Below are 22,067 nucleotides of genomic sequence, written 5' to 3' on the forward strand. Positions count from 1 at the left end.
GCTCCGTTCCGCTGTGGAGGCAACTCGTTCAATCGGGCCCGCGGGCGTGTCGACCAGCAGAGGCGGGAGATCTACACCGTCGGGGCAGAGATTGTGGGCCTCGCGGATCCAGAGCATCTCCAGAAGCGCGTTGGGCCTGTCTTCGCTCAGCTGCACGATTCCGCGGCAGCCGGAGGTTGGTGACACCGGAGCCACGGCGTCCACGGCGATGCCGCCGGATCGCAAGTCCTGAGGGCGACGTGCGAGGTGGACCATAGACATGCAAGTAAAGAGTTGCCTATAGTTCCGGTGTGGGTGATGTCTTCAAAGCGTTGTCCGACCCGACTCGGCGGATCATCCTGGACGAGCTGACCGACCGCGACGGGCAGTCGCTGTTCGAAATCTGCTCGCGTCTGGCAATGCGGCACGGCAGGACGTCGACGCGGCAGGCCATCTCGCAGCACCTGACCGTGCTGGAGGAAGCCGATCTGGTCCGCTCGCGCAGGGAGGGGCGCACGAAGATCCACCATCTGAATACTGAACCGCTGCGGTCGATCGTCGACCGCTGGCCACTACCCAGACTCGAGGAGTGATCAGCCATGCCCAGGATCAACGTCGCGAGCGTGCTGGTCGATGACCAGACCAAAGCGCTCGCTTTCTACACCGATGTGCTGGGCTTCGTCGCCAAGACGGACGTCTCGCTGGGGGAGTACCGGTGGCTCACGGTCGTCGGAGCGCAGGAACCTGAGGGCGTCGAGCTGCTGCTGGAGCCAGACGCCCACCCGGCCGCGAAAGCGTACAAGCAGGCGTTGGTTGAGGACGGCATCCCTTTCACCTCCTTCGCGGTCGACGACGTCGCAGCTGTCCATGAGGGGCTCCGTGCGCGGGGCGTCACCTTCCGGCAGACGCCGACGACGATGGGGCCTGTCGTCACGGCGGTGCTGGACGACACCTGTGGCAATCTGATCCAGCTCACGAGCCCCGCATGAGCGCCGACTCCGCCCCCAACGCGCTCGATGACGAGGGCCGCAGGACGGGATGGTGGTCGGAGAGTGACCCACACGGCGGGATCAACACCGGCGCGTACGTCGAAGGGAAACGCCACGGCGTCTGGCGTCACTACTTCACAAACGGGTCCCTCCGATCGGAGGGCGAGTACCAACGCGGAAAGCTGCAAGGGAGCTGGGTCTGGTACCGCGCGACCGGCGGTCTACTCCAACGCGGAGGCTTCCTCGACGACGAGAAACACGGTCTCTGGGAGCGATGGAACACCGACGGGGCCCCGCTTGACACGACGCACTGGGACCGGGGCAAGAAGCTCCGCGCATCGCGACCCCCCGCGTCGTGAGCTCAGGCTCCTTGATCAGCTTCCGCACGTGGCCGCGGGCTATCGAGGGGTCGACCGGTCGGTAAGAGGCTGCACATCGAGCGGTGAGCCCGTCCTCTCGGTAGCCGAAGCCTGTCACGGTACCGAACGCGAGAACACGGAGAGCTCAGGAGGCGATGGTGCCGGCGCGTGCGGCAACGCGGAACCGGCCGGGCGGGACGCCTTGTTGGCGGCGGAACGCACGACTGAACGCATAGACAGACGTGTAGCCGACGTGCTGAGCGATCACTTCGAGGGTGTCGTCGGTGTCGCGAAGTCGGCGTGCGGCGAGATCGAGCCGGCGGCGGGTGAGGTACGCGGCCGGCGTTTCGCCGAGGATCGCAGGGAAGCGGCGCGCGAGCGTCGCTCGCGACACAGCGGACTCTCTGGCGAGCCTCGTGACCGTCCATGCGTCGCCCGGGGCGGCGTCTATCAACGCCATCGCCGCGCTGACCGCGGGGTCGCGGACGGCGTGCAGCGGGGAAGCAGCGCTGTCGTCCTCACGGGCCAACCACGCGCGCAACGCCTGTACGAGCAGCACGTCGATGAGGCGGGCCAGGACGACCGGGCTCCCCGGTCGCGGTGCGGCCAGTTCCCGCCCCACCAGCCTGACCGTCTCGGCGAGCCCCTCGTCCTCGCCCTGCCCGCGAAGCAGCAGGACCGGCGGGAGCGCCGCGAGGAGTGGGGCGGAGGTGACGGGATCGTGGGCGTAATGCGCGCAGAGGATATGCGTCCGCGCCGAACCCCGCCCCATCCGAACGGTCCCGTCCCCAGCGACCAAGGGGTCGTCGGAGCGTTGCGGCGACGTACGGGCGAGCGTGTCCGGATCGCTCGCCAGGGCGTGTGCACCGCCGCTCGGAAGCAGGAGCAGTTCGCCGGGCAGCAGCTGCACCGGATCGCCGCCCTCCGGAGCGATCCACACGGTGCCCGCTGTCACGGCGTGGAAGGCTGCCCCCGGTGTCTCCGCCGACCACCAGCCCCAGTCCTCCCCGGCGGCGATGCGTGCGCCGAGCACTCCCCGCACCCCTTGAGTGTCGATGAGTCCCGATAGGGCGTCCATGGTGCCTGAGCGTATCCCAGTTGAGCGTTACAGATATCGATATGAGCAGTTTTGGCATTGAGAGGCGCGAGGACGCGTCCTACGTTAGTCGCGTGAACATTGAAGGAAGCGTGGCACTCGTCACAGGCAGCAACCGCGGCATCGGCCGGCATTTCGTCCAGCACCTGCTGGAGAGAGGGGCCTCGAAGGTGTACGCCACCGCGAGGAACCCAGAGACCATCGATGTGCCGGGGGCGGTCCCGCTCGCGCTGGACGTCACCGACCCCGCGTCGGTGGCAGACGTGGCCGCCGTCGCCACCGACCTGACCCTCCTGATCAACAACGCCGGTGTCTCCACCGGAACCGATCTCGTCACCGGGGAGCTCGCCGCGATCAGGAACGAGTTCGAGACGAACTTCTTCGGCCCCCTCGCGATGATCCGCGCGTTCGCACCGGTTCTGGCCCGAAACGGGGGCGGCGGCATCCTCAACGTGAACTCGCGCCTGTCCTGGCTCTCGGTCGCCGGCGCCAATGCTTACTCGGCGTCGAAGGCCGCCTCGTGGAGCATGACCAACGGCGTGCGCCTGGAACTGGTCGGGCAGGGCACCCAGGTCACCGGCCTCTATCTGAGCGCCACCGAGACAGACATGATGGCCGGCTGGGACATCCCCAAGAACGACCCGGCCGACGTGGTCACCGCGGCGCTCGACGGGCTCCAGGCGGGCGCGCCGGAGGTTCTCGCCGATCAGGACACCGTCGACGCCAAGGCCGCCCTCGCCGCCTGAGACGGTCGCGCACTTCCTGCGCGGGGTGATCGCCATCGGAGGGCCGGCCGTCACTGTTGACGGCACCGTTGACGACGGTCTGGTAAACCGGTTAACCTGCTCGCGTACGGTGGCAGACCTCAGGCGGAATAACGCGAGGAACGCTGGATGTCGTGCTCCGTTCCGGTGGGCTCATAAGCGGTCCCGCCGCGCAATGACGCGAGAGGAATCGTCCCGGATGAGACGCCAACGACCCCTGTTGACCGCGTTCGCGGCATGTGCCGTGGTTGCTGCGACACTGAGCGCGACACCCGCCTCGGGGGAGGAGCCGGGCGCTCCGCCGGTGCCGAGCGCACCGCCGGCGATCGCCGACCAGGTGACGGGCGTGCTGCTCGACGACGACTTCGACGGGGTCGCGTTGGACTCGACGGTATGGACGAAGGGATGGTTCGGCAACGGCGCGGACGTGACCGCTCCGGTGAACGCCGGGCAGGCGCAGTGCTACGACCCCGACAACGTCACCGTCAGCGGCGGTGAGGTCGCGCTCGACCTCACGGAGGAGAATCTGACCTGCGGCGGCGTCGAGCGCGCCTATGCCGGGGGAATGATCAACTCCTACGGCAAGTTCACCGTTCGGCCGGGCAGCTTCCTCGAGGCCCGCGTCTATCTACCAGGCACTACGGGGGCGATCGAGAACGAGCCGACCGTCTGGATGCAGGGACGCAGCCTGAACTGGCCGAGCAACGGCACCGTGGTACTCCTGAAGGGCGAACCGGGCGGCGCGTGCGCCTCGGTCACGCGGGCCGACGGCGCCAGCGAGAAGCGGTGTGCGGCGCTCGAGCTGGACGCCTGGCACACGGTCGGCGCGCACTGGAAGGTCGATGGCACGGTCGACATCTACTACGACGGCATGCCGACCGCGAGCTTCGCGCTCGGCACCACCGATCCGATGTATCCGATCCTGAACGTCGCAGCCTGGCCGAATCGTGTGGTCGCGCCGAGCACGTTCGCGGTCGATTACGTGCGGGCATGGGACACGGTGCGCGGCGTCATGCCCGCACCGCCGGTCCGGCAGGCCTCGGCGTGCGGCATCGAACCGGTGATCGTGATCCCCGAGCTCGACGGCGTCTCGTACACGCAGGCACGCACCGGGAATGAGCTCACGGTCACAGCCGAAGCAGCGCTCGGATATTCGCTGACGCCCGGTGCGCAGACCGAGTGGGTCTTCGACGTGACCCCCCTCGAGTGCCCGCCCGGCGGCGGGGCCGGTGAGCCGCATCCGCTTGCGCCGCCCGAGGTGGCTGGAGCCATGACCTCGGTGCTGCTGGACGACGGCTTCGACGCGCCGGCGCTGGACGCGAGCGTCTGGAACCGCGGGTGGGTCGACGGCGTGGACGGCGAGATGACGACGCCTGTCAACGTCGGCACGGAGATCCAGTGCTACGACCCGGACAACATCCGGATCCAGGACGGTTCACTCGAGCTGCACTTCGTCGAGCGCGCGACCGAGTGCGAGCGCCGCGGCACCTCGTTCGAATACGACTACGCGGGGGCGATGATCCAGAGCTGGAAGAAGTTCGCCGTCGGCCCGGGAAGTTTCGTCGAGGCGCGCATGCGCACCGAGCAGGCCCCGCACGGCATCGCCAACTGGCCGGCGTTCTGGCTCAACGGTGAGAGCCACAACTGGCCGCATACGGGCGAGATCGACGTGATGGAGGGCCTGGCCGGCCAGGCCTGCGCGAGCGTGCACGGACCCGACATCGATGAACGCGCGTGCCTCGACGTCGCACCGGACGCCTGGCATGTCTACGGTGCGCACTGGCGTACGGATGGCAACATCGACTTCTACTACGACGGGGTCCACCTGGCGACGCACTACCTCGGGACGACCGATCGTCAGTACCTCATCCTCAACCTCGCGGCGTCGAACGCGCGGGATCCGAAAGCCCCGAGCGTGCTCGCCGTCGACTATGTCCGGGCGTGGGACGAGGGGCCGTCCGCACCGGATGAGGTGCGTCCGGAGGCGACGCTCGTGACGCCGAGCTCGGCGGGACCGCTGCGAAGTATCGACCTCCGCGTCGATGCCTCCGACGATCAGGGGCTGAGCAGGATCGTGGCGAACGTCTACCGTGCCGGAACCCTCGTGCGGAGCACGCAGTCAGCCGTCGACGGTGCGGTGTCGGCAACACACACGGCCTCGGTCACGGTGCCTGACGGCGAATACACCGTCAAGTTCAACGCTCATGACGCCGCCGGGAACGTCTCCCGGACGGGGACGTTCGATCTCGTGGTCGACTCGACACCGCCCACGGCGGTGGTCAAGAACGGCGACCGATTCACCGTGCAGGCCGGCGATGGCTACGACCTGGTGAGCTTCAAACTCCATGACGCGGGGAAGATCGATCGCATCGAACTCAACGGAACCGTCAAGGACCTGTCGGACGATGCGTGGTCAGACCTGAACTTCATCGAGCCGGGTGTGTTCGGCGCGATCGCGGGGGTCAACTCGCTGGTTCTCTTCGACGTCGCGGGAAACAGTCAGACGGTCGTGTTCACGCTCACCTGATCACCGCCGCCGCATGGCCACGACTGCGCCGCGCCCATCCGGGGGCGCGGCGCAGCCGTTTCCCGACGTCAGTAGCAGCGGATCTCCGCGATGGACGCGGCCGGATCGCCATTCGTCGCCAGGACGATCAGCCGGATGCTGCGAGCCTTCGCCGCGGTCTCGAGCCGGTGGACGCGCCGCCACTGCGTATTCCCCTCGACCCGAACGGCCTCGACGCCTTCGACCTCGATCACGTAGTCCTTGGCGGTCTGCGGCTCGACGTAGAACGGTGGAGTGCTGTGGACGTCACGAAGCAGTGAGCCCGGGAAGGTGACCTCGACGCGCTCGATCGGCTGCGCGTCCTCCCAGGCGAGCTCCAGCCATTGCGGCAGTCCGGCGCCGGGATCGCTCCGCCACGTGGCCGTGCTGGTCGTCGGCCGGGTGACCCCGGACAGCACCTCGGCGGGTGCGAAGGCGTCCTGAGCCGGGGCGGCGCGGTAGGCGAAGGAGGCATGCAGATCGCGTAGCCGGGTGGGCGAGAGGCTGCGGCTCGCGAAATGTCCGGGCATGACGCCTCTGGCGTAGCGCCAGCGGAGCCCGGGTGCGGGCGCTGCCGTCTCGATGCGCACCCAGCCGGGCGCGAGGTCGGCGAGATCCACCCGCCAGTGCGCCCATCGCGCGGTGCCGGGGACGACACCGACCGAACCCTCGGCGAGCACGCTGTCGCCGCCCTTCCGGTTGTCCCACACGTGGCCCACGCGGACCAGGCGCAACGGGAGGCGCAGGTCGGCGTCGGCGGTGTTGTCGAGGCAGAGCGACACGGTATTGAGCCGGCCATCGAACCAGAGCAGCTGCGCGACCTCCCCCTCGAGCCCGTACGCCCCCTCCTCGGGGAGGTTCGCAAGCTGTTCGAACGGCGCGGGGTCGGTCGGCGACAGGCCGTGCATGAGCTGCCGGGACGACGCCGAGGCGGTGGCCGAGCGCGCGCGGTCGGAGTCGTCGTGATTGCGGACGCCCGGGATGAACGCGCCGCCGCGCAGCAGGCGCTGCTGGACCTCGCGCACGGCCGGGCCGCCCTCCGCGGCCTCCGCCGCCAACTCCGGAAGCGTGATGCCGCGCTGAGTCATCACCGCGGCGGCCACGCCTGCGGCCTGCCCCATCGATGCCGTCGTCGCCATCACCCGCACGGAGCCGAGAGCGGCCCGGGTCACGCTGATGCAGCGTCCCGCCAGCAGCAGATTGTCGACATCGCGCGCCATCAGACTGCGCAAGGGAATGCCATAGGGGCGCACATAGATCTTGCTCGCGTACTCGGAATCCTCCTGGTAGCGCTCGGCCGCCGACGGTTCCGAAGTCTCCGCGAGCAGTCCGCCCGGCGTGTGCAGATCGATGCCCCAGCCGCCGTAGCAGACCGCATCGGGGAACGGCGTGTGCGCCTGGACCTCCTGCTCGGTCAGCCAGTGGCGGCCGAACACGCGTCGGCTCTCGCGCTTGCCGGGCACCTGGCCGACGAAGTCCAGCGCGAAGTCGCGGCAGCGCTCCCTCATTTCGGGATCCCGGTTCTTCATCCAGTCCCACACGCCCAGCGCATACCGGGTGAGCTCGTGCCTGATGGTCTCGTTGTCGAAGATCGTGTGCCACGGCATCCCGATCTCGATCCACCAGAACCCGCCGTGCGGGTCGTTGGGCACGCGGCCCTGCTCGTAGAAGTACGACGGGTCATCCAGTCGCACTGCCCACTCGGGTGGCGTGAACGGCGCGGGCCTGCCGACGTCCTTGGCCCGGATGTGGATCGAGTTGCCCATCGTGGCGGTGCTGGGCTGCTCGGGAGCGTGAGCCTCGCCGTGCTCCGCGCGGGATTCGCTGCCCATCCGCCAGCCGCAGCCGGCCCGGTCGGCGATGAACGCATCGCCGGTGCAATCGATGAACAGGTCGGCGGCGAGCCGGAGATCGACCTCGGCCGACAGGGTGCGGGCACGGAGGGCGGTCAGCCGGCGGCTGGGCGCGCAGGCCTCGCGCTCGTAGTAGCCCTTCTCGGTGTGGGGTGCACGATCGACCTCGTCGGCGCCCTCGAGCTCGACTCCGATGACGCTGGTGTTCAGATGCAGCGTCAGGTTCGGTTCCCGTATGCAGAAGTCGTAGAGCACCTGGTCGAACACCGAGTTGGTCCAGCCGTTCTCGTTGATCGGCTCGTGATTGCGGCGCCGTTCCTCGCTCAGCAGCTCGGCGATGATCCCGGTCTCGCGTGCGAACGAGTGATTGTGTCCTGCGCCGTGGACGGTCACCCGCATCTCGCTCGAGGCAACGCCGCCGAGCACCGGACGCTCGTGGACCAGGCATGTGCGCAGGCCCTCCCGGGCGGCGGCGATCGCGGCGCACACACCCGCCATACCGCCGCCGGCCACCACGAGGTCGAATGACTGTTCTCTCAGCACGATGGTTCTCCTAGATGAGGGCACTGCGGAGGTGTTCGGCGCCGCGTGCGAGGTGCTCGCGGACGAATGCATCGGCGTCCCCCGGCGGACGCGGACCCACGAGGGCGAGGGCGAGTGGCGCGCGCCCCGGCACTGTGACGGCGACCGCTGCGGCCAGCACGGAGGGATCGCCCCAGGCGTCGATCCGGAGGACGCCATCCTGAATCTGGGCCCGCGCGCGGGTGAGGCAGCTCTCGGGGTCGGCGGGCGTCCCCGGCGTAGGTCGGTCCCACCCGTAGCGGCGCGCCGCCATCGACAGCACCTCGACGGCCCGTGGCGCCGGCAGATCGAGGAGCAGGCGGAGCCCGACGACCGACAGGTGCAGCGGGTAGCCACCCGCCACTGCGGATGTCGTCCGTCCGTGCTGGGACTGGTGCAGGTACAGCACCTCGTCGTGGTGCAGGGCGGCGAGGGTGGCCTGGAGTCCGGTGTCGCCGGCGAGCCGTTCGACCGGCGCGAGAGTCGCGGTGATCTCCGTCAGTGACGACGCCGACCGTCCGGCAAGCGCGAGGAGGCCGAGATCCGCAGCGAACGAGTGGTAGGTCGGCTTGCGGAGATATCCGTGCCGAACGAGCACGCCGAGCGTGCGCGAGACCGAGGACACGTGCAGGCCGACACGCTGCGCGATCGAGGTGGCCGTGAGGGGGTGGTCCGCCTCGGCGACGATTCGCAGGATGTCGAGTCCGGATTCCAGCACACCGTGAGCATATTGCGTTGAGCGCAATATGGCCAAGCTCATCCCGTCCGCGGTACGTGTGCCGAGGCGACCCGGCGCCGACGGTGGGCGGTAGTACCCTCGGCGTATGTCAGAGCGTCGCCGACGGGTCACCATCAACGACGTCGCCGCTCTCGCGGGAGTCTCGAAAGGGGCCGTCTCGCGTTCGTTCAACGGCGCCTCCCGGCTGCCCGAGAGCACGGTGAAGCGCATTCATGACGCCGCGGAGCAACTGGGCTGGCGGCCCAACGCGGCTGCGCGTGCCATCCAGGGCGCCCCGGCGAGGACGATCGGGTTCGTGGTCCGCCGCGACCCCGCGCTGCTCGGTTCCGACCCGTTCTTCCCGCTCTTCCTCGCGGGTGTCGAGCGAGTGCTCTCCGCTCACGCGTACGGCATCACGATCCGGTTCGTCACGAGTGAGGAGGAGGAGACCCGCTGCTACCGCGATTGGGTCGCGGAGAGCCGCGTGGACGGCGTCATCGTCTCCGACCTGCGCGACGGCGACCCGCGGTTCGCGCTGCTCGACGAGCTCGATCTGCCGGGCGTCATCGTCGGTGACCCCGGGCGTGCGGTTTCTCAGCCGGCCGTCTATCACACCACCGACGCCTCGATCCGCGAGCTCGTCGACGGGTGGGTCCAGCGCGGTCACACCCGGATCGCGCACGTCACAGGCGACCCCAACCTGCGGCACACGCTGCGCCGGCGTGCGATCTGGGCCGACGCCCTGGCCACGCACGGGCTCGGCTCCGACCTGTTCGAGACCGGCTGGTTCACGGAAGACGGTGCGAAGGTGGCGACCCGCGCTCTTCTGGCCGCTGCCGAACCGCCGACTGCGATCTTCTACGCGAACGACATCATGGCAGCCGCAGGCATGGGGGTGCTCGCGGACGCGGGTCGCACAGTGGGTGGAGACATCGCCGTCGCCGGATTCGACGGAATCCCGCTGGCGCAGTATCTCTCACCACCGCTCGCGACCATCGTCTGCGACTTCGACGAGCTCGGCGACGTCGTCGGCGGTGAGCTGATGACCCTGCTCTCAACGGATGGATCCGTCCCGCCCGTGACGACGCTGGCCGGGCGCTTCCTCCCGCGTGCGTCATACGAGCTGCGGGCCGAGTGACGGCGGGTGCGCCGAGAATCATGTCGACCCCCAGACGTCGCCGGGTGACGGCGCAGGATGTCGCAGACCTCGCGGGCGTGTCGAGGAACGCCGTGTCGCGGGCGTTCAACGGCGGTTACCGCCTGCGCTCCAGCACGGTCGACCGCATCATGGAAGCGGCGGATCAGCTCGGCTGGCGACCCAACACCGCCGCCCGCGCGATCAAGGGTTCTCCGGCGCACACGATCGGGTTCATACTCAGGCGCGAGCCGGATCTTCTCGGGGCGGACCCGTTCTTTCCGCTGTTCCTTGCGGGATTGGAGCGGGTGCTCTCGGAGCAGGCGTACGCCCTGACGATCCGCTTCGTCTCGGATGAGACGGAGGAAGAGCTCTGCTACCGGGATTGGCGAGCCGAACGCAGCGTCGACGCCTTCATCGTGGCGGATCTCCGCGACGCCGATCCGCGGTTCGCCTTGTTGGACGAACTCGGCGCCTCGGCGATCGTGATCGGCGATCCGCCGCCGGGGGTCGAGATTCCCGCCGTCTTCCACGACTCCGACGACTCGATTCGCCATGCGCTCGACGGCTGGATCGCTCGGGGCCATATCCGCATCGGACACGTCATGGGGGATCCCGCGCTGGAACATGCGCGGCGGCGCCGAGACATCTGGGCAGGCGTCCTCGAGCGGCATGGGCTGCGCTCCGATCTGCTCGCGGTGGGGGGGTTCACCGAGTCGGGTGCCGAAGACGCGACGCGCGAGATCCTCGCCGTGGACGAACCGCCGACGGCGGTGTTCTACGCCAACGACGTCATGGCGGCGGCCGGCATGCGCACCATTGCGGAGGCGGGGCTGCGGGTGGGGGAGCAGGTCGCGGTGTTCGGGTTCGATGGCATTCCGCTCGCCCCGTACCTGTCGCCGCCGTTGGCTACGATCGCGTGCGACTACGTCGAGCTCGGCGAGATCGCGGGGCGGATGCTCCTGGCGGGCCTCGAGGCCGAAACGGTCGGGCCCGTCCGGCGGACTCTGCCTGCGCGCTTCGTGCAGCGGGCGTCCTACGGAATCGGTCCGCAGCGCTGACAGGGCCGGGGTGCTCCGGCGATCAGGTCCGAGCGAGGAAGTCGCGCTGGGATGCTCGCAGCGCCTCGGCCTCCTCCGGCGCGCCGGGGTGGTCCATGTGCCCCGTGGCGCGCACGAAAACCTCTCGCTCGCCGCCGAGGCCGTTCGCGATGGCGAACTGTCCTGGCGGCGGGACGGCAGGATCGGCGAGGGCAGGTGCGACGTGAGTGGGGACGGTGATCATCGTCGCGGCGGTGGCCGCGTCGAAGTATTGCAGGACGTCCATCGCCTCCGGGTGCGCTTCGACGTGGCGACGGACCGACTCGCCGCTGCCCGTGCACGGCAGCGTGACGCGCACCGGGTGATGGCCGAAGCTCGGGATCGACAGGCATGCGGCCGAGATTCGATCCTCCCAGGGGAGCGCGAGGGCGCCGATTCCGCCCCCGAAGCTTCCGCCCACATACGCGACGCGGCCGGCGACGGCCGGGACGAGTTCGGTCAGCGCGCTCACCGAGCACCACACGTCGGCCGCGCACCCTCCGTGCACGTAGGTCTCGCGATCGGCGATCCCGTGGAGGACGTGCCGCTCGGCGACCGCCGGGATGCCGTCGGTGAGGCTTCGGGCCCCCATCCCTCTGGCGCAGGCATACAGCACGGCAGCGTGCTCGACGGGCGCGACGCGCTCGGGCTCGAGCCGTCCGCCGTATCCGTGGCTGACGACCAGGCCGCGCTCGACCCGCCCGTCTGCGGGGAGGGTGAGCCAGCCGCCGAGGCGCAGCCCGTCCGTGGTCGAGAACTCGACGTCGTACAAGCGCGTTGCCGGCGGAGCGGGCTGTGCGCTCGGGCGAATGACCGGCATCGGGCGGATGTCGCGGGCCTGCGCATATCGGGCGCCCCAGTACTGCGCGAAGTCCGCGGGGGCGTTGGGGGGTCGGATGGCGAGGAGGCTGTCGATCGTGTACCCGTAGGTCGGATCCATGGCACCCATCCTGGCCCACGAGCGAGGCGGTCGATGGTGAAACGATCGCACATTGCGAGGATCTGGTAAACCGTGTAACCTCACTGCCGTACCAGTTGCAGTTCCCAGCGACGATATTGTCCTGGCGCCGAGCGCCGCGGATGCCTCGCCGCGACCAAAGGCGCGCGCGGCAGCCGGGGTTCCCCGATCCGCATCGCGTCTCCGTTTTGCAGCACGCGAAGACGCGTGCAGGACCAGGAGGAGAGCACATGAGAAGGCACAAGAGGCGCTGGGCCGCAATACCCGCGGTGATCGCGGCGACGGGACTGCTCGGGGCATGCGGCACGACTGCAGAGCCCGCGGCGGAGGGCCCGGTGACGATCGAATACTGGTCTGGGCTGCAGGGGACGGATGTCCTCGTCGAGGAGTGGAACGAGGCGAACCCCGATATCCAGGTCGCTCTGTCGACCTCGGACGGCTCCTGGGGCGAGCAGTTCGCGAAGCTCATGGCCGCGCTCCAGTCCGGAGACGCGCCGTGCCTCATGCTCATGCCCTATGACTACATCCCGTCACTGCTCGTAGCTGACGCGCTCACCGAAGTCACCGACGAAGTCGCCGGCTACGAGTCCGACTACCTCGAGAGCACATGGGAGCTGGTCAACTACGCCGGGGCCACCTACGGCGTTCCGTCCGGCAGCGGCCCAATGGCCATGTACTACCGCGCCGACAAGTTCGCCGAGCTCGGCATCGATGTCCCCGCGACGTGGGAGCAGTTCGAGCAGGCGGCGCGCGATGTCTCCACCAAGGCACCCGGTACGTACCTGATCGGGCTCGGTGGCGACTCGCACACCGACTTCATCTCCCTGGTCGGGCAGAAGTCGGACCCGTGGTTCGAGATCTCGGATGACGCATGGAGCGTGGATATCACCAATCCCGAGTCCGAGGAGGTCGCGGACTACTGGCAGCGACTGCGTGACGAGGGCCTCCTCAACATGACGAACCGCTGGGACCCGACGTTCTACAACGACCTGAGCGAAGGTCGCCAGCTCGCCGTCATCGGCGGCGCATGGCAGGCGCCACTGCTGGCCGCGAACGTCAGCGGTGGGGCCGGCGAATGGGCCATCGCCCCGATGCCGAACTGGACCGAAGGCGACGTCGCCTCGTCCTCCAATGGTGGCGGCGCGCAGTTGGCCATCAAGGGCTGCGAGCACCCTGACGAGGCCATGCAGTTCGCGAACTGGCTGACCACCGACATGGACGCGATCCTGAGCCTGAAGAGCTTCCCCGCGATGAAGACGGACGAGATGTCGACGCCCGACGAGGTCAAGACGTTCTTCGGTGGAGCGGAGATCAACCAGGAACTCGCCGAGTACGCACTCGCGATGCGCCCGTGGCGGTACTCGCCCACGTGGACGGAGGGCATGACCGTGCTGGGCGACTCCATGTCCGCGTTCAAGGACGGCTCGGGCACGCTCAGCGATCTGCTCGCGACGCTCGAGGCGCAGCAGATCGAGTCGATGAAGGCTCTGGGCATCTCGGTCACCGAGCCGTGACACGCCGCACCCCGGGCGGGACCGCCTCGCGGCGGTCCCGCCCCCCGCTCGCATTGACGGTCCTGGTCGGACCGTTCGTGATCCTCTTCCTGGTGGTCTACTTGATCCCGCTCGGCTACTCGCTCGTTCGCAGCGTGTTCCGCAAACAGACGTCGGGAATCGGGATCGGCCCGCCTACGGACGTCTTCGTCGGCCTCGCGAACTACGTGGATGTCGTGACCTCACCGGTCTTCTGGGAGGGCATCCTCCGGGTCTTCGGTTACGGGCTCATCCAGATCCCCGTGATGCTCGTGGTCGCGATGGCGATCGCGCTCCTCATCGACTCCCGTGCGGCGAGGGGCCGTGGGGTCTTCCGGCTCTCGAGCTTCCTCCCTTACGCGATTCCCGGCATCGTGGCGTCGCTCCTGTGGGCGTACCTCTATGTTCCTCAGCTGAGCCCGGTCATCCAGCTGGTTCAGTCCTGGGGGTGGGACATCGATCTGCTGGGAGCTCCGACCGTGCTGTTCTCGATCGCGAACATCGCCATCTGGTCGTGGGCCGGGTACAACGTGATCATCTACACAGCCGCACTGCAGTCGATCCCGAAGGAGGTGATCGAGGCAGCGCAGATCGATGGCGCCAACGGCTGGGTTCTGGCGATGCGGATCAAGGCACCGTTGATCCGGGGTCCGATCGCGCTGACGGCATTGCTGTCGACCATCGGCTCCATCCAGCTCTTCAACGAGCCGGTGGTGTTGCGAACCATCACCACCGCTATCGGCGCCGAATGGACACCGATGATGCTCGCGTACAACGCGACGTTCGCTGCCAACAATTTCGAGCGCGGTTCGGCCATCTCCGTGCTGATCGCGATCATCGCCGGCATCCTCGCCATCGTCTACCGCAAGCTGTCCACCCGAGGAAGTGAGTCCTGATGCACAGGCCCGCATGGAGCAGCCGGCTCATCGTCAACGGGGTGCTGGTGCTTACGGCCGTCTACTTCCTGTTCCCCGTGTGGTGGCTCCTGGTCTCGGCGACGAAATCGAACGCCGACCTGTTCTCCTCGAACGGCTTCTGGTTCGCGGAGATGAACCTCATCGAGAACATCCAGGCCGTCTTCGCACGCGACGGAGGCCTGTACCCGATCTGGTTCGGGAACTCCGTCGGCTACGGATTGGCCGCGGCGATCGGTGCCACCATCACGTCGGGCGCGTGCGGTTATGCGCTCGCGAAGTTCCGCTTCCCGGGAGACAAGCTCATCTTCGGCGGCGTCGTCGCGGGACTGCTCATCCCCGGCGCCCTGCTCACCGTGCCCCTCTATCTGGTGGCGGCGTCCGTCGGTGCCACCAACACGATCTGGTCGATCATCATCCCCTCGATCATCAGCCCGTTCGGGGTGTACCTGTGCCGGGTGTACGCGGAAGGCGCTGTGCCGGACGAGATCATCGAGTCCGCGCGGATGGACGGAGCCGGCGAACTCCGCATCTTCGGGCAGATCACCGGGCGGATCATGGCTCCGGCGCTGGCCACCGTCGGTCTGTTCAGCTTCGTCGGTGCCTGGAACGGGTTCATGCTCCCGCTCATCATGCTCTCCGACCGGAGTCTCTATCCGGTGACGCTCGGGCTGTACGCGTGGCAGGCCGACAAAGGCGCGGCGACGTACAACCTGATCCTGGCCGGCTCACTGCTCACGGTCATCCCGCTGGTCATCGGTTTCTTCCTGATGCAACGGTTCCTGCGGACGGGCCTGACGCTCGGATCTGTGAAGGGCTGACACATGATCTGGTACGGCTGCGACTACAACCCCGAACAGTGGGATGCTGCGACGATCGATGAGGATCTCCGCCTCATGCGCGAGGCCGGGGTGAACCTCGTCACCCTGGGCGTTTTCGCCTGGGCGATCATCGAGCCGGCTCCGGGCGAGTACCGGTTCGAGTGGCTCGACGACCTGATCGACCGCCTCGGCGAGGCGGGAATCGCGGTGGACCTCGCGACGGCGAGCGCGTCGACGCCGGCGTGGCTCGGTGATCTGGATCCGGAGCTGGCGTCGATCGACGAGTACGGCCGACGCAGGTCCGGTGGCACCCGCGGGCATCATTGCCCGAGCTCGGCGGTCTACCGGAGCGCGTCGCGGCGTTTGACGGCCGAACTCGCTCGGCGGTACGCGCTGAACCCCACGGTGGTCATGTGGCATTCGGGGAACGAGTTCGGCGGCGCCGCGGCATGTTTCTGCGGCCGGTGCCGCACGCAGTTCGTGGGTTGGCTGCGCCGCAGATACGGGGAGCTGGATGCGCTCAATGACGCGTGGGGCACGGCCTTCTGGTCCCTTCGATTCGGAAGTTGGGACCAGATCCAGCCGCCCGGGGCCACCTCCGACTTCGGCAACCCGGCACAGTACCTCGACTGGAATCGGTTCCGATCCGATCTGCTGCTCGGCCAGTTCACCGCCGAGCGCGACCTGATCAAGGCGGTTGCTCCGCACGCTCAGGTCATGACCAACTTCATGGGGCTGTTCCACGGTCTCGATTACTGGAAATGGGCGCGTGCGGAGGATCTCGTCACCGACGACACCTATCCCGACCCCAACGATCCGTGCGGTGCGCGCGATAACGCGCTCCACATCGACCTCATGCGCTCGCTGGCCGAGGGCAAGGAGCTGATCATCCTCGAACAGGCCGTCGGCGCGGTGCAGTGGCGAGACGTCAACACGCCCAAACGCCCGGGGCAGTTCCGGCTGTGGTCGATGCAGGCGGTCGCGCGCGGCGCTCAGGGCATCTGCCAGTTCCAGTGGCGGGCCTCGATTCGTGGCGCCGAGACGTTCCACTCGGGCATGGTCGGCCACGCGGGGCCGGTCGGGCGGCGCTGGGCCGAGGTCGTCGGGCTCGGCGGCGATCTCGCGACGATCGAGACCGCAGTCCGCGACCGCGTGGATGCCGGCGTGGCCATCATGCTGGACTGGAACAGCCTGTGGGCCCGGCGCGAGGTGCACGGCCCGGACGCCGACGCACCGGACGGCGAGCTGCGCCGATGGCACGCGGCGTTCTTCGAACTCGGCATCGCCACCGACTTCGTCTCGGTCGACTCGGACCTCGACACCTATCGTCTCCTGGTGCTCCCGAGCCACTTCCTCGTCTCCGAGTCGACGGCGCAGCGCATCTCCGCGTTCGTCGCGGCGGGCGGTCATGTGGTCGGCACCCATCTCACGGGTGTGGTCGATGACACCCTCGGCGTGCATCTGAGCGGGTACCCGGGACCGCTCAGCGAACTCTTCGGGGTCCGGGTGCTCGAGCACTGGCCGCTCGCTGAGATCCCGTCCCCCGCTCCGGGTGCGGCCCGGATCTCCGCGGCGGTCGGCTCGCCTCACCCCGGCCGGCTCGTGCGCCGTGACGGTGAGGGCGAACTGGCCTACGCGCGCTTCGCGGAACACGTGCAGCTCCTCGACCTCGAACCGCGAGCGGAAGCCGTCGCGACGTTCATCGGCGGCGATCTCGAGGCCGCCCCGGTCATCACGAGTCGCGCACACGGCGCGGGACGCGCGACGTACCTCGCTGCCTCACTGGATGAGGCGTCGCTGATCGCCACGGCCGGCCGGCTCGCGGCCGATGCCGGGATCGGCCCGACGCTGCCCGACCTGCCGCCTGGAATCGAGGCGGTCCGTCGTGGGCGATACCTGTTCCTCCTCAATCACGGCGACCTTGAGCGCACGGTCGACGTCACCTCCGCTCATGTCACCGATCCGGCGGACGGCCGAATCCGCGTCGCGCCCCGGGACGTCCGCATCATCGCCCTCGCCGCGGATGACGGGCACGAAGGAGAACGACATGTCGGTTGACTGCCGGTTCGGAGCCAACTACACGCCCTCGAAGGCCTGGCTGTACGGCTGGATCGACTGGGACGCCGCCTCGATCCGGCGCGACCTGGAGGCGATCGCCGGGCTCGGGCTCGACCACATCCGACTGCAGTGCCTGTGGACGTACTTCCAGCCCAACCGCACATTCGTGAGCCCCACGATGCTCACGCGATTGACCGAAGTCGTGGAGATGGCCGCCGAGTGCGGTCTCGATGTCGTCATCTGCGTGCTCAACGGGTGGATGTCCGGCACCTTCTTCCGTCCACTGTGGCAGCGCGAGTCGACGAATCTGTTCACCGACCCCGAGGCGCTCGACGCTGAGCGGCGCTTGATCACGGCGGTGGCCGGCGCAGTCGAGGGCCACCGGAACGTCCTCGGGATCGACATCGGCAACGAGCCCAACGCGCTCGCGTCGTACCGCGGGAACGATGTGACGCGGAGCGAGGGCGACGCGTGGGCAAACATGCTGCTTGAGCACTCCGAGCGTGTGATGCCGGGCGGACTGCACACGATCGGCGTCGACCATATGCCGTGGCTGCGCGATGACGCGCCGTTCAGCCGTGAGCACCTCGGGGAAGCGGGTGCGGTGACGAGCATCCATTCGTGGGTCTACTTCACGGGTGCGCTCGAACGCTATGGCAGGGACGGCACGGGGACGCTCCACCTTGCCCGGTACCTGATCGAACTGGGCCGGGCGTACGGTCGGCCGGTCGGCCGGCCGGTGTGGTTGCAGGAGATCGGCGTCTCCACGGAGTGGGTTCCGGACGACGCGCTGCCCGAATTCGCGGCCGCGCTGCTGCGGAACGCCCTGATCGCGAAGCCGTGGGGTGTCACCTGGTGGTGCTCCCACGACATCGACCGTTCACTCACGGGCTTCGACGAGCTCGAGTACGACCTCGGCCTGCTGACCGTGGACAATCAGGTCAAGCCCGTGGGCGCCGCGCTCGCGGAGGTGATCGCGGCGCATCGCCGCGGTGCGGCGCGCGACCCAGGCGACTTCGCCCGTCCCCGGCCGGAGCTCGTGCTGCCGGAGGGTCAGGTGCCGGACCTCGCCTTCGCGGACGGCTATTTCGATCTCGTTGCTCGCGGCGAGGATCCCGTCATCGTGTGCGAGAAGACCGCGATCGTCCGGTCGAGCCGGGTCTCGCAGGTTTGACCGGGTCGCCCGCGTTTCACTCAGCCCGCGGAGAGGTCACGTCGGCGGAAGCCCGCGACGGCGACCACGATCAGTGCAAGCGCTGCCGTTCCCAGGCCGATCAGGTGCGCCGGGTTGAGCGGCGTCGCGGGATACTCGCGGATCCACCAGAACGGCGACAGCGCCCTGAGTGCGTCGGGGAGGTTTAGGAGGACGCCGAAGAACGTGTCGATGACGACGTACGCGAACAGCGTCCACGCAAGCGGGGTCGCTCGAGGTGTCCACGCGTAGAGCGCGGCGGTGAACGCGAGCATCACGTCGATGGCGAGCGAGAACGCCCCGGCACTGGTGAGCAGGGTTCCGAGGCTGACGTCGCCCCCGGAGATGAAGACTCCGATCCACAGGGCGACCGCGCCGCCCACGGCGACCAGAACGAATGTGCCCAGCCCGACCACCGTCAGATGCGAGAGCAGCACGGTGGCCCGCGGTACGGGGCGCGACAGGGTCATTCCCAGGCGCCCCTCCTCCTCTTCGGACTTGATGCGCAAGGTCGTGGCGATGGCGTAAACGGCGGCGGCGAGCGCGTTGTGCAGCATCATCAGGCCCAAGAACGCCGCCAGCGGATCGCCTCCGAAGATCGCCGCGGTGAGGTCGTTCTGATCCGCGATGTCCCGTAGGACGTCGCCGAAGCCTTCGCCGACGAACAGGCCGGTGAGTCCGAACATCGCGACGCAGCCGACGAGCCACGACAGCAGCGAGGTCCGCTGCTGTCGGAGGGCCAGCGCGAATGGATGGGATAAGGCGGGCGCTGCGTCGGAGCGACCCGCGCGTTCGGGCAGGAGCGCATCGCCGAGGTCTCGACGCGATGCGAGGAGAGCGCCGATCGCGATGGTGAGGATGATCGCGACCACGCTCAGCCCGAGCGGCCACACCCGCAGGTCGACGTACGCCCTCAACTGCTGCGGCCAGGCGAGGGGCGAGAACCAGGAGAGCGGGCTGCCGTGCTGCTGCACGATGTCCCCCAGACCACGGATCATCAATGCGAGCCCGAGGGCAGCCATGGCCAGACCTGACGCGCCTCGTGGGTGCGGGGTGAGCTGGCAGGTGACCGTGGCGACCCCAGCGAACACCAGCGCAGTCGTCAGGAGGCCGGCCATCATCGCGACGGTGTCGGCAACGGGCAGCCCTGCAGCGACCAGAAGCCCGCTGCCCAGGAGGGCGAAAGCTGCATCCGCGATCACGACCAGAAGGAAGGCGGCCACCTGCGCCGCGTGTCGCCCGACAGGCAGAGCGCGAACCAGCTCGGCCCGGCCGCTTGCTTCCTCAGAGCGGGTGTTGCGGGTGATCTGGAGGATGTTCATGACCGCCAGGAGCACTATGAGCCAGATGGTCATCTCGTTGGCGAACATCGCGCCGGCGGTGTAGGCGTCCGTTCCGTAGCCCGGGCCGCTGAGAAAGACGCCACCCGGGTTGGATATGGATGCGGCGCGGTTCTGGCGGTCCTCTGCCGTCGGGTAGAGCGCGCTGGTCGCTGTCGCGTAGTACACGCAGAACACTGCGAGCGACCCGACCCACACGGCCAGGCGCCTCCAGTCGCGTCGGAGCAGGAACCGCAGAAGGTGTCCGGTGCCCGCCGTGGCCGAAACCCAGATGGGTGTCTGACCCATGGGGCGGGTGCGCGCGACAGTTTCCGACGTCATCGGGGGACCGCCCTGGACTGTTCGAGGCCGCCGACGGCGCCGGCGGAATCGCCGTAGTGCCGCAGGAACAGTCCCTCGAGCGACGGTGGTGCGGCGGCGAGCGCGTGCACGCCGAGCTGGGTGAGTGCAACGAGAACGTGGCCCATGGCGGCCGCGTCGACCGCGAACCCGACCCGGGTGCCGTCCTCTCCCGCCGAGATGGTGAGGTCGTGGATTCCGGTGATGGACCGCAGCGTGGTCGGATCCTGCGCGACCACGGCGGTGACCGCAGTGCGGGACAAGTGGCGCAACTCGGTGATACTGCCGCTCTCCACAGTGCGACCGTTACGGATGATGGTCACGGTGTCACAGAGCTTCTCGACCTCGCTCAGGATGTGGGAGGACAGCAGAACAGACTTGCCGGCGGCCTTGGCCTGCTGGACCTGCTCGGTGAAGATCGCCTCCATGAGCGGGTCCAGACCCGAGGTCGGCTCGTCGAAGATGTAGAGCTCCGGGTCGGTGAGGAACGCGGCGACCAGTGCCACCTTCTGGCGGTTTCCCTTCGAATAGGTCCGTGCCTTCTTCGTCGGGTCCAGGTCGAAGCGGTCCAGCAGTTCGGCCTTGCGGGATTGTCGGGTCGCGCTGTCGTACGACTGGCGATGCAGCCGTGTGAGGTAATCGATCGCCTCCCCGCCGGTGAGGTTCGGCCAGAGGCTCACATCTCCGGGAACGTACGCCAACCGGCGGTGCAAGGCGACAGCATCGCGCCACGCGTCACCGCCGAAGAGCCGGGCGATGCCGGAATCCGTCCGCTGCAACCCCAGCAGAGCCCGGATCGTGGTCGATTTGCCGGCGCCGTTCGGCCCGAGGAAGCCGGCGATCTCCCCGGGACGGACGGTCAGGTTGAGGCCGTCGAGCGCTGCGACGGAGCCGAACGACTTGCGCAGATCGATGACTTCGATCGGATTGTCGGTCATGGACATGTGGATGGGTCCGTTCGTAGGGGGTTCGTTGAGAGCGCGCGGGCAGCGCGCAGCGAATGCGGCGAGGCCGGGCGCGGCATCACCGGGTGCAGTCGGCGGGGTCGGCTACGGGGCGTGTTCGTCGGCGAGTACTCGCTGGACGCGGGTCCAGCCTTTCCAGCCCCGCTCCTCCAGGAGAGTCAGCAGCCGCCTCGCAGCCGGTGCGGCCTGAACCATGGTCGCGTCCAGCAGGGCGACGAAGCGGTCGTCCAACCCGTCGCCGCCGGCCGTGCCCGCCTCGACGGCACGCGTGTTGATCCGGTGCAGGACGTCGGCGGCCTCGACCACGCGCGGGTCGTCCGCCGTCCAATCCATCCCGTCGCTCAAGAGCGTGTAGAGCCGCACCATGTCGGGGTCATCCAGGTCGGCGTGCTTCTGGGCGATCACGGCGTCGATCTGGTCTGGTAGCTGGGCGGCGACCATGATCCAGGCGTTTCTTTCCATCTCGATGTACCGCTCTGCGATGCCGAGCCGGCGCAGCCGGTCCAGGTAGCCGACCACGCTCGCGGGGAGCGCGGCCAACTCGCCGGCAGCGAGCCGGGCGAGGCGCCTCCGGGAGTCCTGCAGCCGTCGAACCTCGGCACGCAGCCGCTTGTCGATGGCCCGCACCCCCACGGCGAACTCGTCCGGGCCGGCGTCGAGGAGGTCCTCCACCTGGGCAAGAGGTACGCCGGCGCCGGCCAGCACGTGGATGCGGATCAGCCGCACGACGGCAGCGGCGTCGTAGCTGCGGTACCCGGAGCGGTCGCGTTCCGGCTCGGGCAGCAGCCCGATCTTGTGGTAGTGCCGGACGGTGGCCACCGTCACCCCGGCATACGCGGCGAGTTGGCTGATCGCGAGCATGGCACTCAC

The 22,067-nt window shown here is 68.5% G+C and carries 19 protein-coding genes; 12 read left to right on the forward strand and 7 right to left on the reverse strand.

Going from position 1 to position 22,067, the window contains the following annotated elements:
• Positions 1-290: 290 nt before the first annotated feature.
• The 3 genes from E4K62_RS06545 to E4K62_RS06555 are packed head-to-tail and all read left to right on the forward strand — an operon-like array spanning position 291 to position 1,327.
• Positions 291-572, forward strand: coding sequence for a metalloregulator ArsR/SmtB family transcription factor (locus E4K62_RS06545; protein ID WP_135065134.1), 282 nt, complete (start codon positions 291-293; stop codon positions 570-572).
• Positions 573-578: 6 nt separating this feature from the next.
• Positions 579-968 carry a VOC family protein gene (locus E4K62_RS06550; RefSeq protein ID WP_135065137.1) on the forward strand — a complete coding sequence of 130 codons (390 nt, stop codon included), beginning with the start codon at positions 579-581 and terminating at the stop codon, positions 966-968.
• Positions 965-1,327, forward strand: coding sequence for a toxin-antitoxin system YwqK family antitoxin (locus E4K62_RS06555; RefSeq protein ID WP_135065140.1), 363 nt, complete (start codon positions 965-967; stop codon positions 1,325-1,327). The genes E4K62_RS06550 and E4K62_RS06555 overlap by 4 nt, the downstream gene beginning before the upstream one ends.
• A gap of 145 nt (positions 1,328-1,472) precedes the next feature.
• On the opposite strand, the gene E4K62_RS06560 is transcribed toward E4K62_RS06555, so the two are convergent.
• Positions 1,473-2,405, reverse strand: coding sequence for an AraC family transcriptional regulator (locus E4K62_RS06560; protein WP_135065143.1), 933 nt, complete (start codon positions 2,403-2,405; stop codon positions 1,473-1,475).
• Positions 2,406-2,497: 92 nt separating this feature from the next.
• Between E4K62_RS06560 and E4K62_RS06565 the strand changes: the two genes are divergently transcribed.
• Positions 2,498-3,169: an SDR family oxidoreductase gene (locus E4K62_RS06565; protein ID WP_135065146.1), complete on the forward strand. Its 672-nt coding sequence runs from the start codon at positions 2,498-2,500 to the stop codon at positions 3,167-3,169.
• Between the two features lie 238 nt (positions 3,170-3,407).
• The gene (locus tag E4K62_RS06570) at positions 3,408-5,714 is read left to right on the forward strand and encodes an Ig-like domain repeat protein (protein ID WP_135065149.1); all 2,307 of its coding nucleotides are present in this window, start codon (positions 3,408-3,410) and stop codon (positions 5,712-5,714) included.
• A 68-nt stretch (positions 5,715-5,782) separates the two neighbouring features.
• On the opposite strand, the gene E4K62_RS06575 is transcribed toward E4K62_RS06570, so the two are convergent.
• Complete coding sequence (locus E4K62_RS06575) at positions 5,783-8,200, reverse strand: FAD-dependent oxidoreductase (RefSeq protein ID WP_240742842.1); 2,418 nt, start codon at positions 8,198-8,200, stop codon at positions 5,783-5,785.
• Positions 8,139-8,864 carry a helix-turn-helix domain-containing protein gene (locus tag E4K62_RS06580; protein WP_167747747.1) on the reverse strand — a complete coding sequence of 242 codons (726 nt, stop codon included), beginning with the start codon at positions 8,862-8,864 and terminating at the stop codon, positions 8,139-8,141. The genes E4K62_RS06575 and E4K62_RS06580 overlap by 62 nt, the downstream gene beginning before the upstream one ends.
• A gap of 106 nt (positions 8,865-8,970) precedes the next feature.
• On the opposite strand from E4K62_RS06580, the gene E4K62_RS06585 reads away from it, so the two are divergent.
• Together E4K62_RS06585 and E4K62_RS06590 are read left to right on the forward strand one after the other, a co-directional pair.
• Positions 8,971-10,002, forward strand: coding sequence for a LacI family DNA-binding transcriptional regulator (locus tag E4K62_RS06585; protein ID WP_135065154.1), 1,032 nt, complete (start codon positions 8,971-8,973; stop codon positions 10,000-10,002).
• A gap of 20 nt (positions 10,003-10,022) precedes the next feature.
• Positions 10,023-11,060 carry a LacI family DNA-binding transcriptional regulator gene (locus E4K62_RS06590; protein WP_135065157.1) on the forward strand — a complete coding sequence of 346 codons (1,038 nt, stop codon included), beginning with the start codon at positions 10,023-10,025 and terminating at the stop codon, positions 11,058-11,060.
• Positions 11,061-11,082: 22 nt separating this feature from the next.
• Here the strand turns inward: E4K62_RS06590 and E4K62_RS06595 are convergent, their stop codons facing one another.
• Positions 11,083-12,018, reverse strand: a complete 936-nt coding sequence (locus tag E4K62_RS06595; protein ID WP_167747748.1) for an acetylxylan esterase — start codon at positions 12,016-12,018, stop codon at positions 11,083-11,085.
• Positions 12,019-12,266: 248 nt separating this feature from the next.
• On the opposite strand from E4K62_RS06595, the gene E4K62_RS06600 reads away from it, so the two are divergent.
• The 5 genes from E4K62_RS06600 (at position 12,267) to E4K62_RS06620 (ending at position 18,535) form a co-directional block, all read left to right on the forward strand.
• On the forward strand, positions 12,267-13,550 hold the full coding sequence (locus E4K62_RS06600) for an ABC transporter substrate-binding protein (protein ID WP_167747749.1): 1,284 nt from the start codon (positions 12,267-12,269) through the stop codon (positions 13,548-13,550).
• A gap of 77 nt (positions 13,551-13,627) precedes the next feature.
• The gene (locus E4K62_RS06605; protein WP_135065166.1) at positions 13,628-14,464 is read left to right on the forward strand and encodes a carbohydrate ABC transporter permease; all 837 of its coding nucleotides are present in this window, start codon (positions 13,628-13,630) and stop codon (positions 14,462-14,464) included.
• Complete coding sequence (locus tag E4K62_RS06610) at positions 14,464-15,303, forward strand: carbohydrate ABC transporter permease (protein ID WP_135065169.1); 840 nt, start codon at positions 14,464-14,466, stop codon at positions 15,301-15,303. The genes E4K62_RS06605 and E4K62_RS06610 overlap by 1 nt, the downstream gene beginning before the upstream one ends.
• 3 nt (positions 15,304-15,306) lie before the next feature.
• The gene (locus tag E4K62_RS06615; protein ID WP_135065172.1) at positions 15,307-17,361 is read left to right on the forward strand and encodes a beta-galactosidase; all 2,055 of its coding nucleotides are present in this window, start codon (positions 15,307-15,309) and stop codon (positions 17,359-17,361) included.
• Positions 17,351-18,535: a glycoside hydrolase 5 family protein gene (locus E4K62_RS06620; protein WP_167747750.1), complete on the forward strand. Its 1,185-nt coding sequence runs from the start codon at positions 17,351-17,353 to the stop codon at positions 18,533-18,535. The genes E4K62_RS06615 and E4K62_RS06620 overlap by 11 nt, the downstream gene beginning before the upstream one ends.
• A 20-nt stretch (positions 18,536-18,555) precedes the next feature.
• Here E4K62_RS06620 and E4K62_RS06625 read toward each other — a convergent pair whose 3' ends face one another.
• The 3 genes from E4K62_RS06625 to E4K62_RS06635 all read right to left on the reverse strand — a co-directional run bounded on the left by E4K62_RS06625 (position 18,556) and on the right by E4K62_RS06635 (position 22,058).
• Positions 18,556-20,214, reverse strand: a complete 1,659-nt coding sequence (locus E4K62_RS06625; protein WP_205805891.1) for an ABC transporter permease — start codon at positions 20,212-20,214, stop codon at positions 18,556-18,558.
• Positions 20,211-21,176, reverse strand: a complete 966-nt coding sequence (locus tag E4K62_RS06630; RefSeq protein ID WP_167747751.1) for an ABC transporter ATP-binding protein — start codon at positions 21,174-21,176, stop codon at positions 20,211-20,213. The genes E4K62_RS06625 and E4K62_RS06630 overlap by 4 nt, the downstream gene beginning before the upstream one ends.
• A gap of 105 nt (positions 21,177-21,281) precedes the next feature.
• Complete coding sequence (locus E4K62_RS06635) at positions 21,282-22,058, reverse strand: helix-turn-helix domain-containing protein (protein ID WP_135065181.1); 777 nt, start codon at positions 22,056-22,058, stop codon at positions 21,282-21,284.
• Positions 22,059-22,067: the final 9 nt, after the last annotated feature.

Source organism: Microbacterium wangchenii, from assembly GCF_004564355.1.
Taxonomy (GTDB): Bacteria; Actinomycetota; Actinomycetes; order Actinomycetales; family Microbacteriaceae; genus Microbacterium; species Microbacterium wangchenii.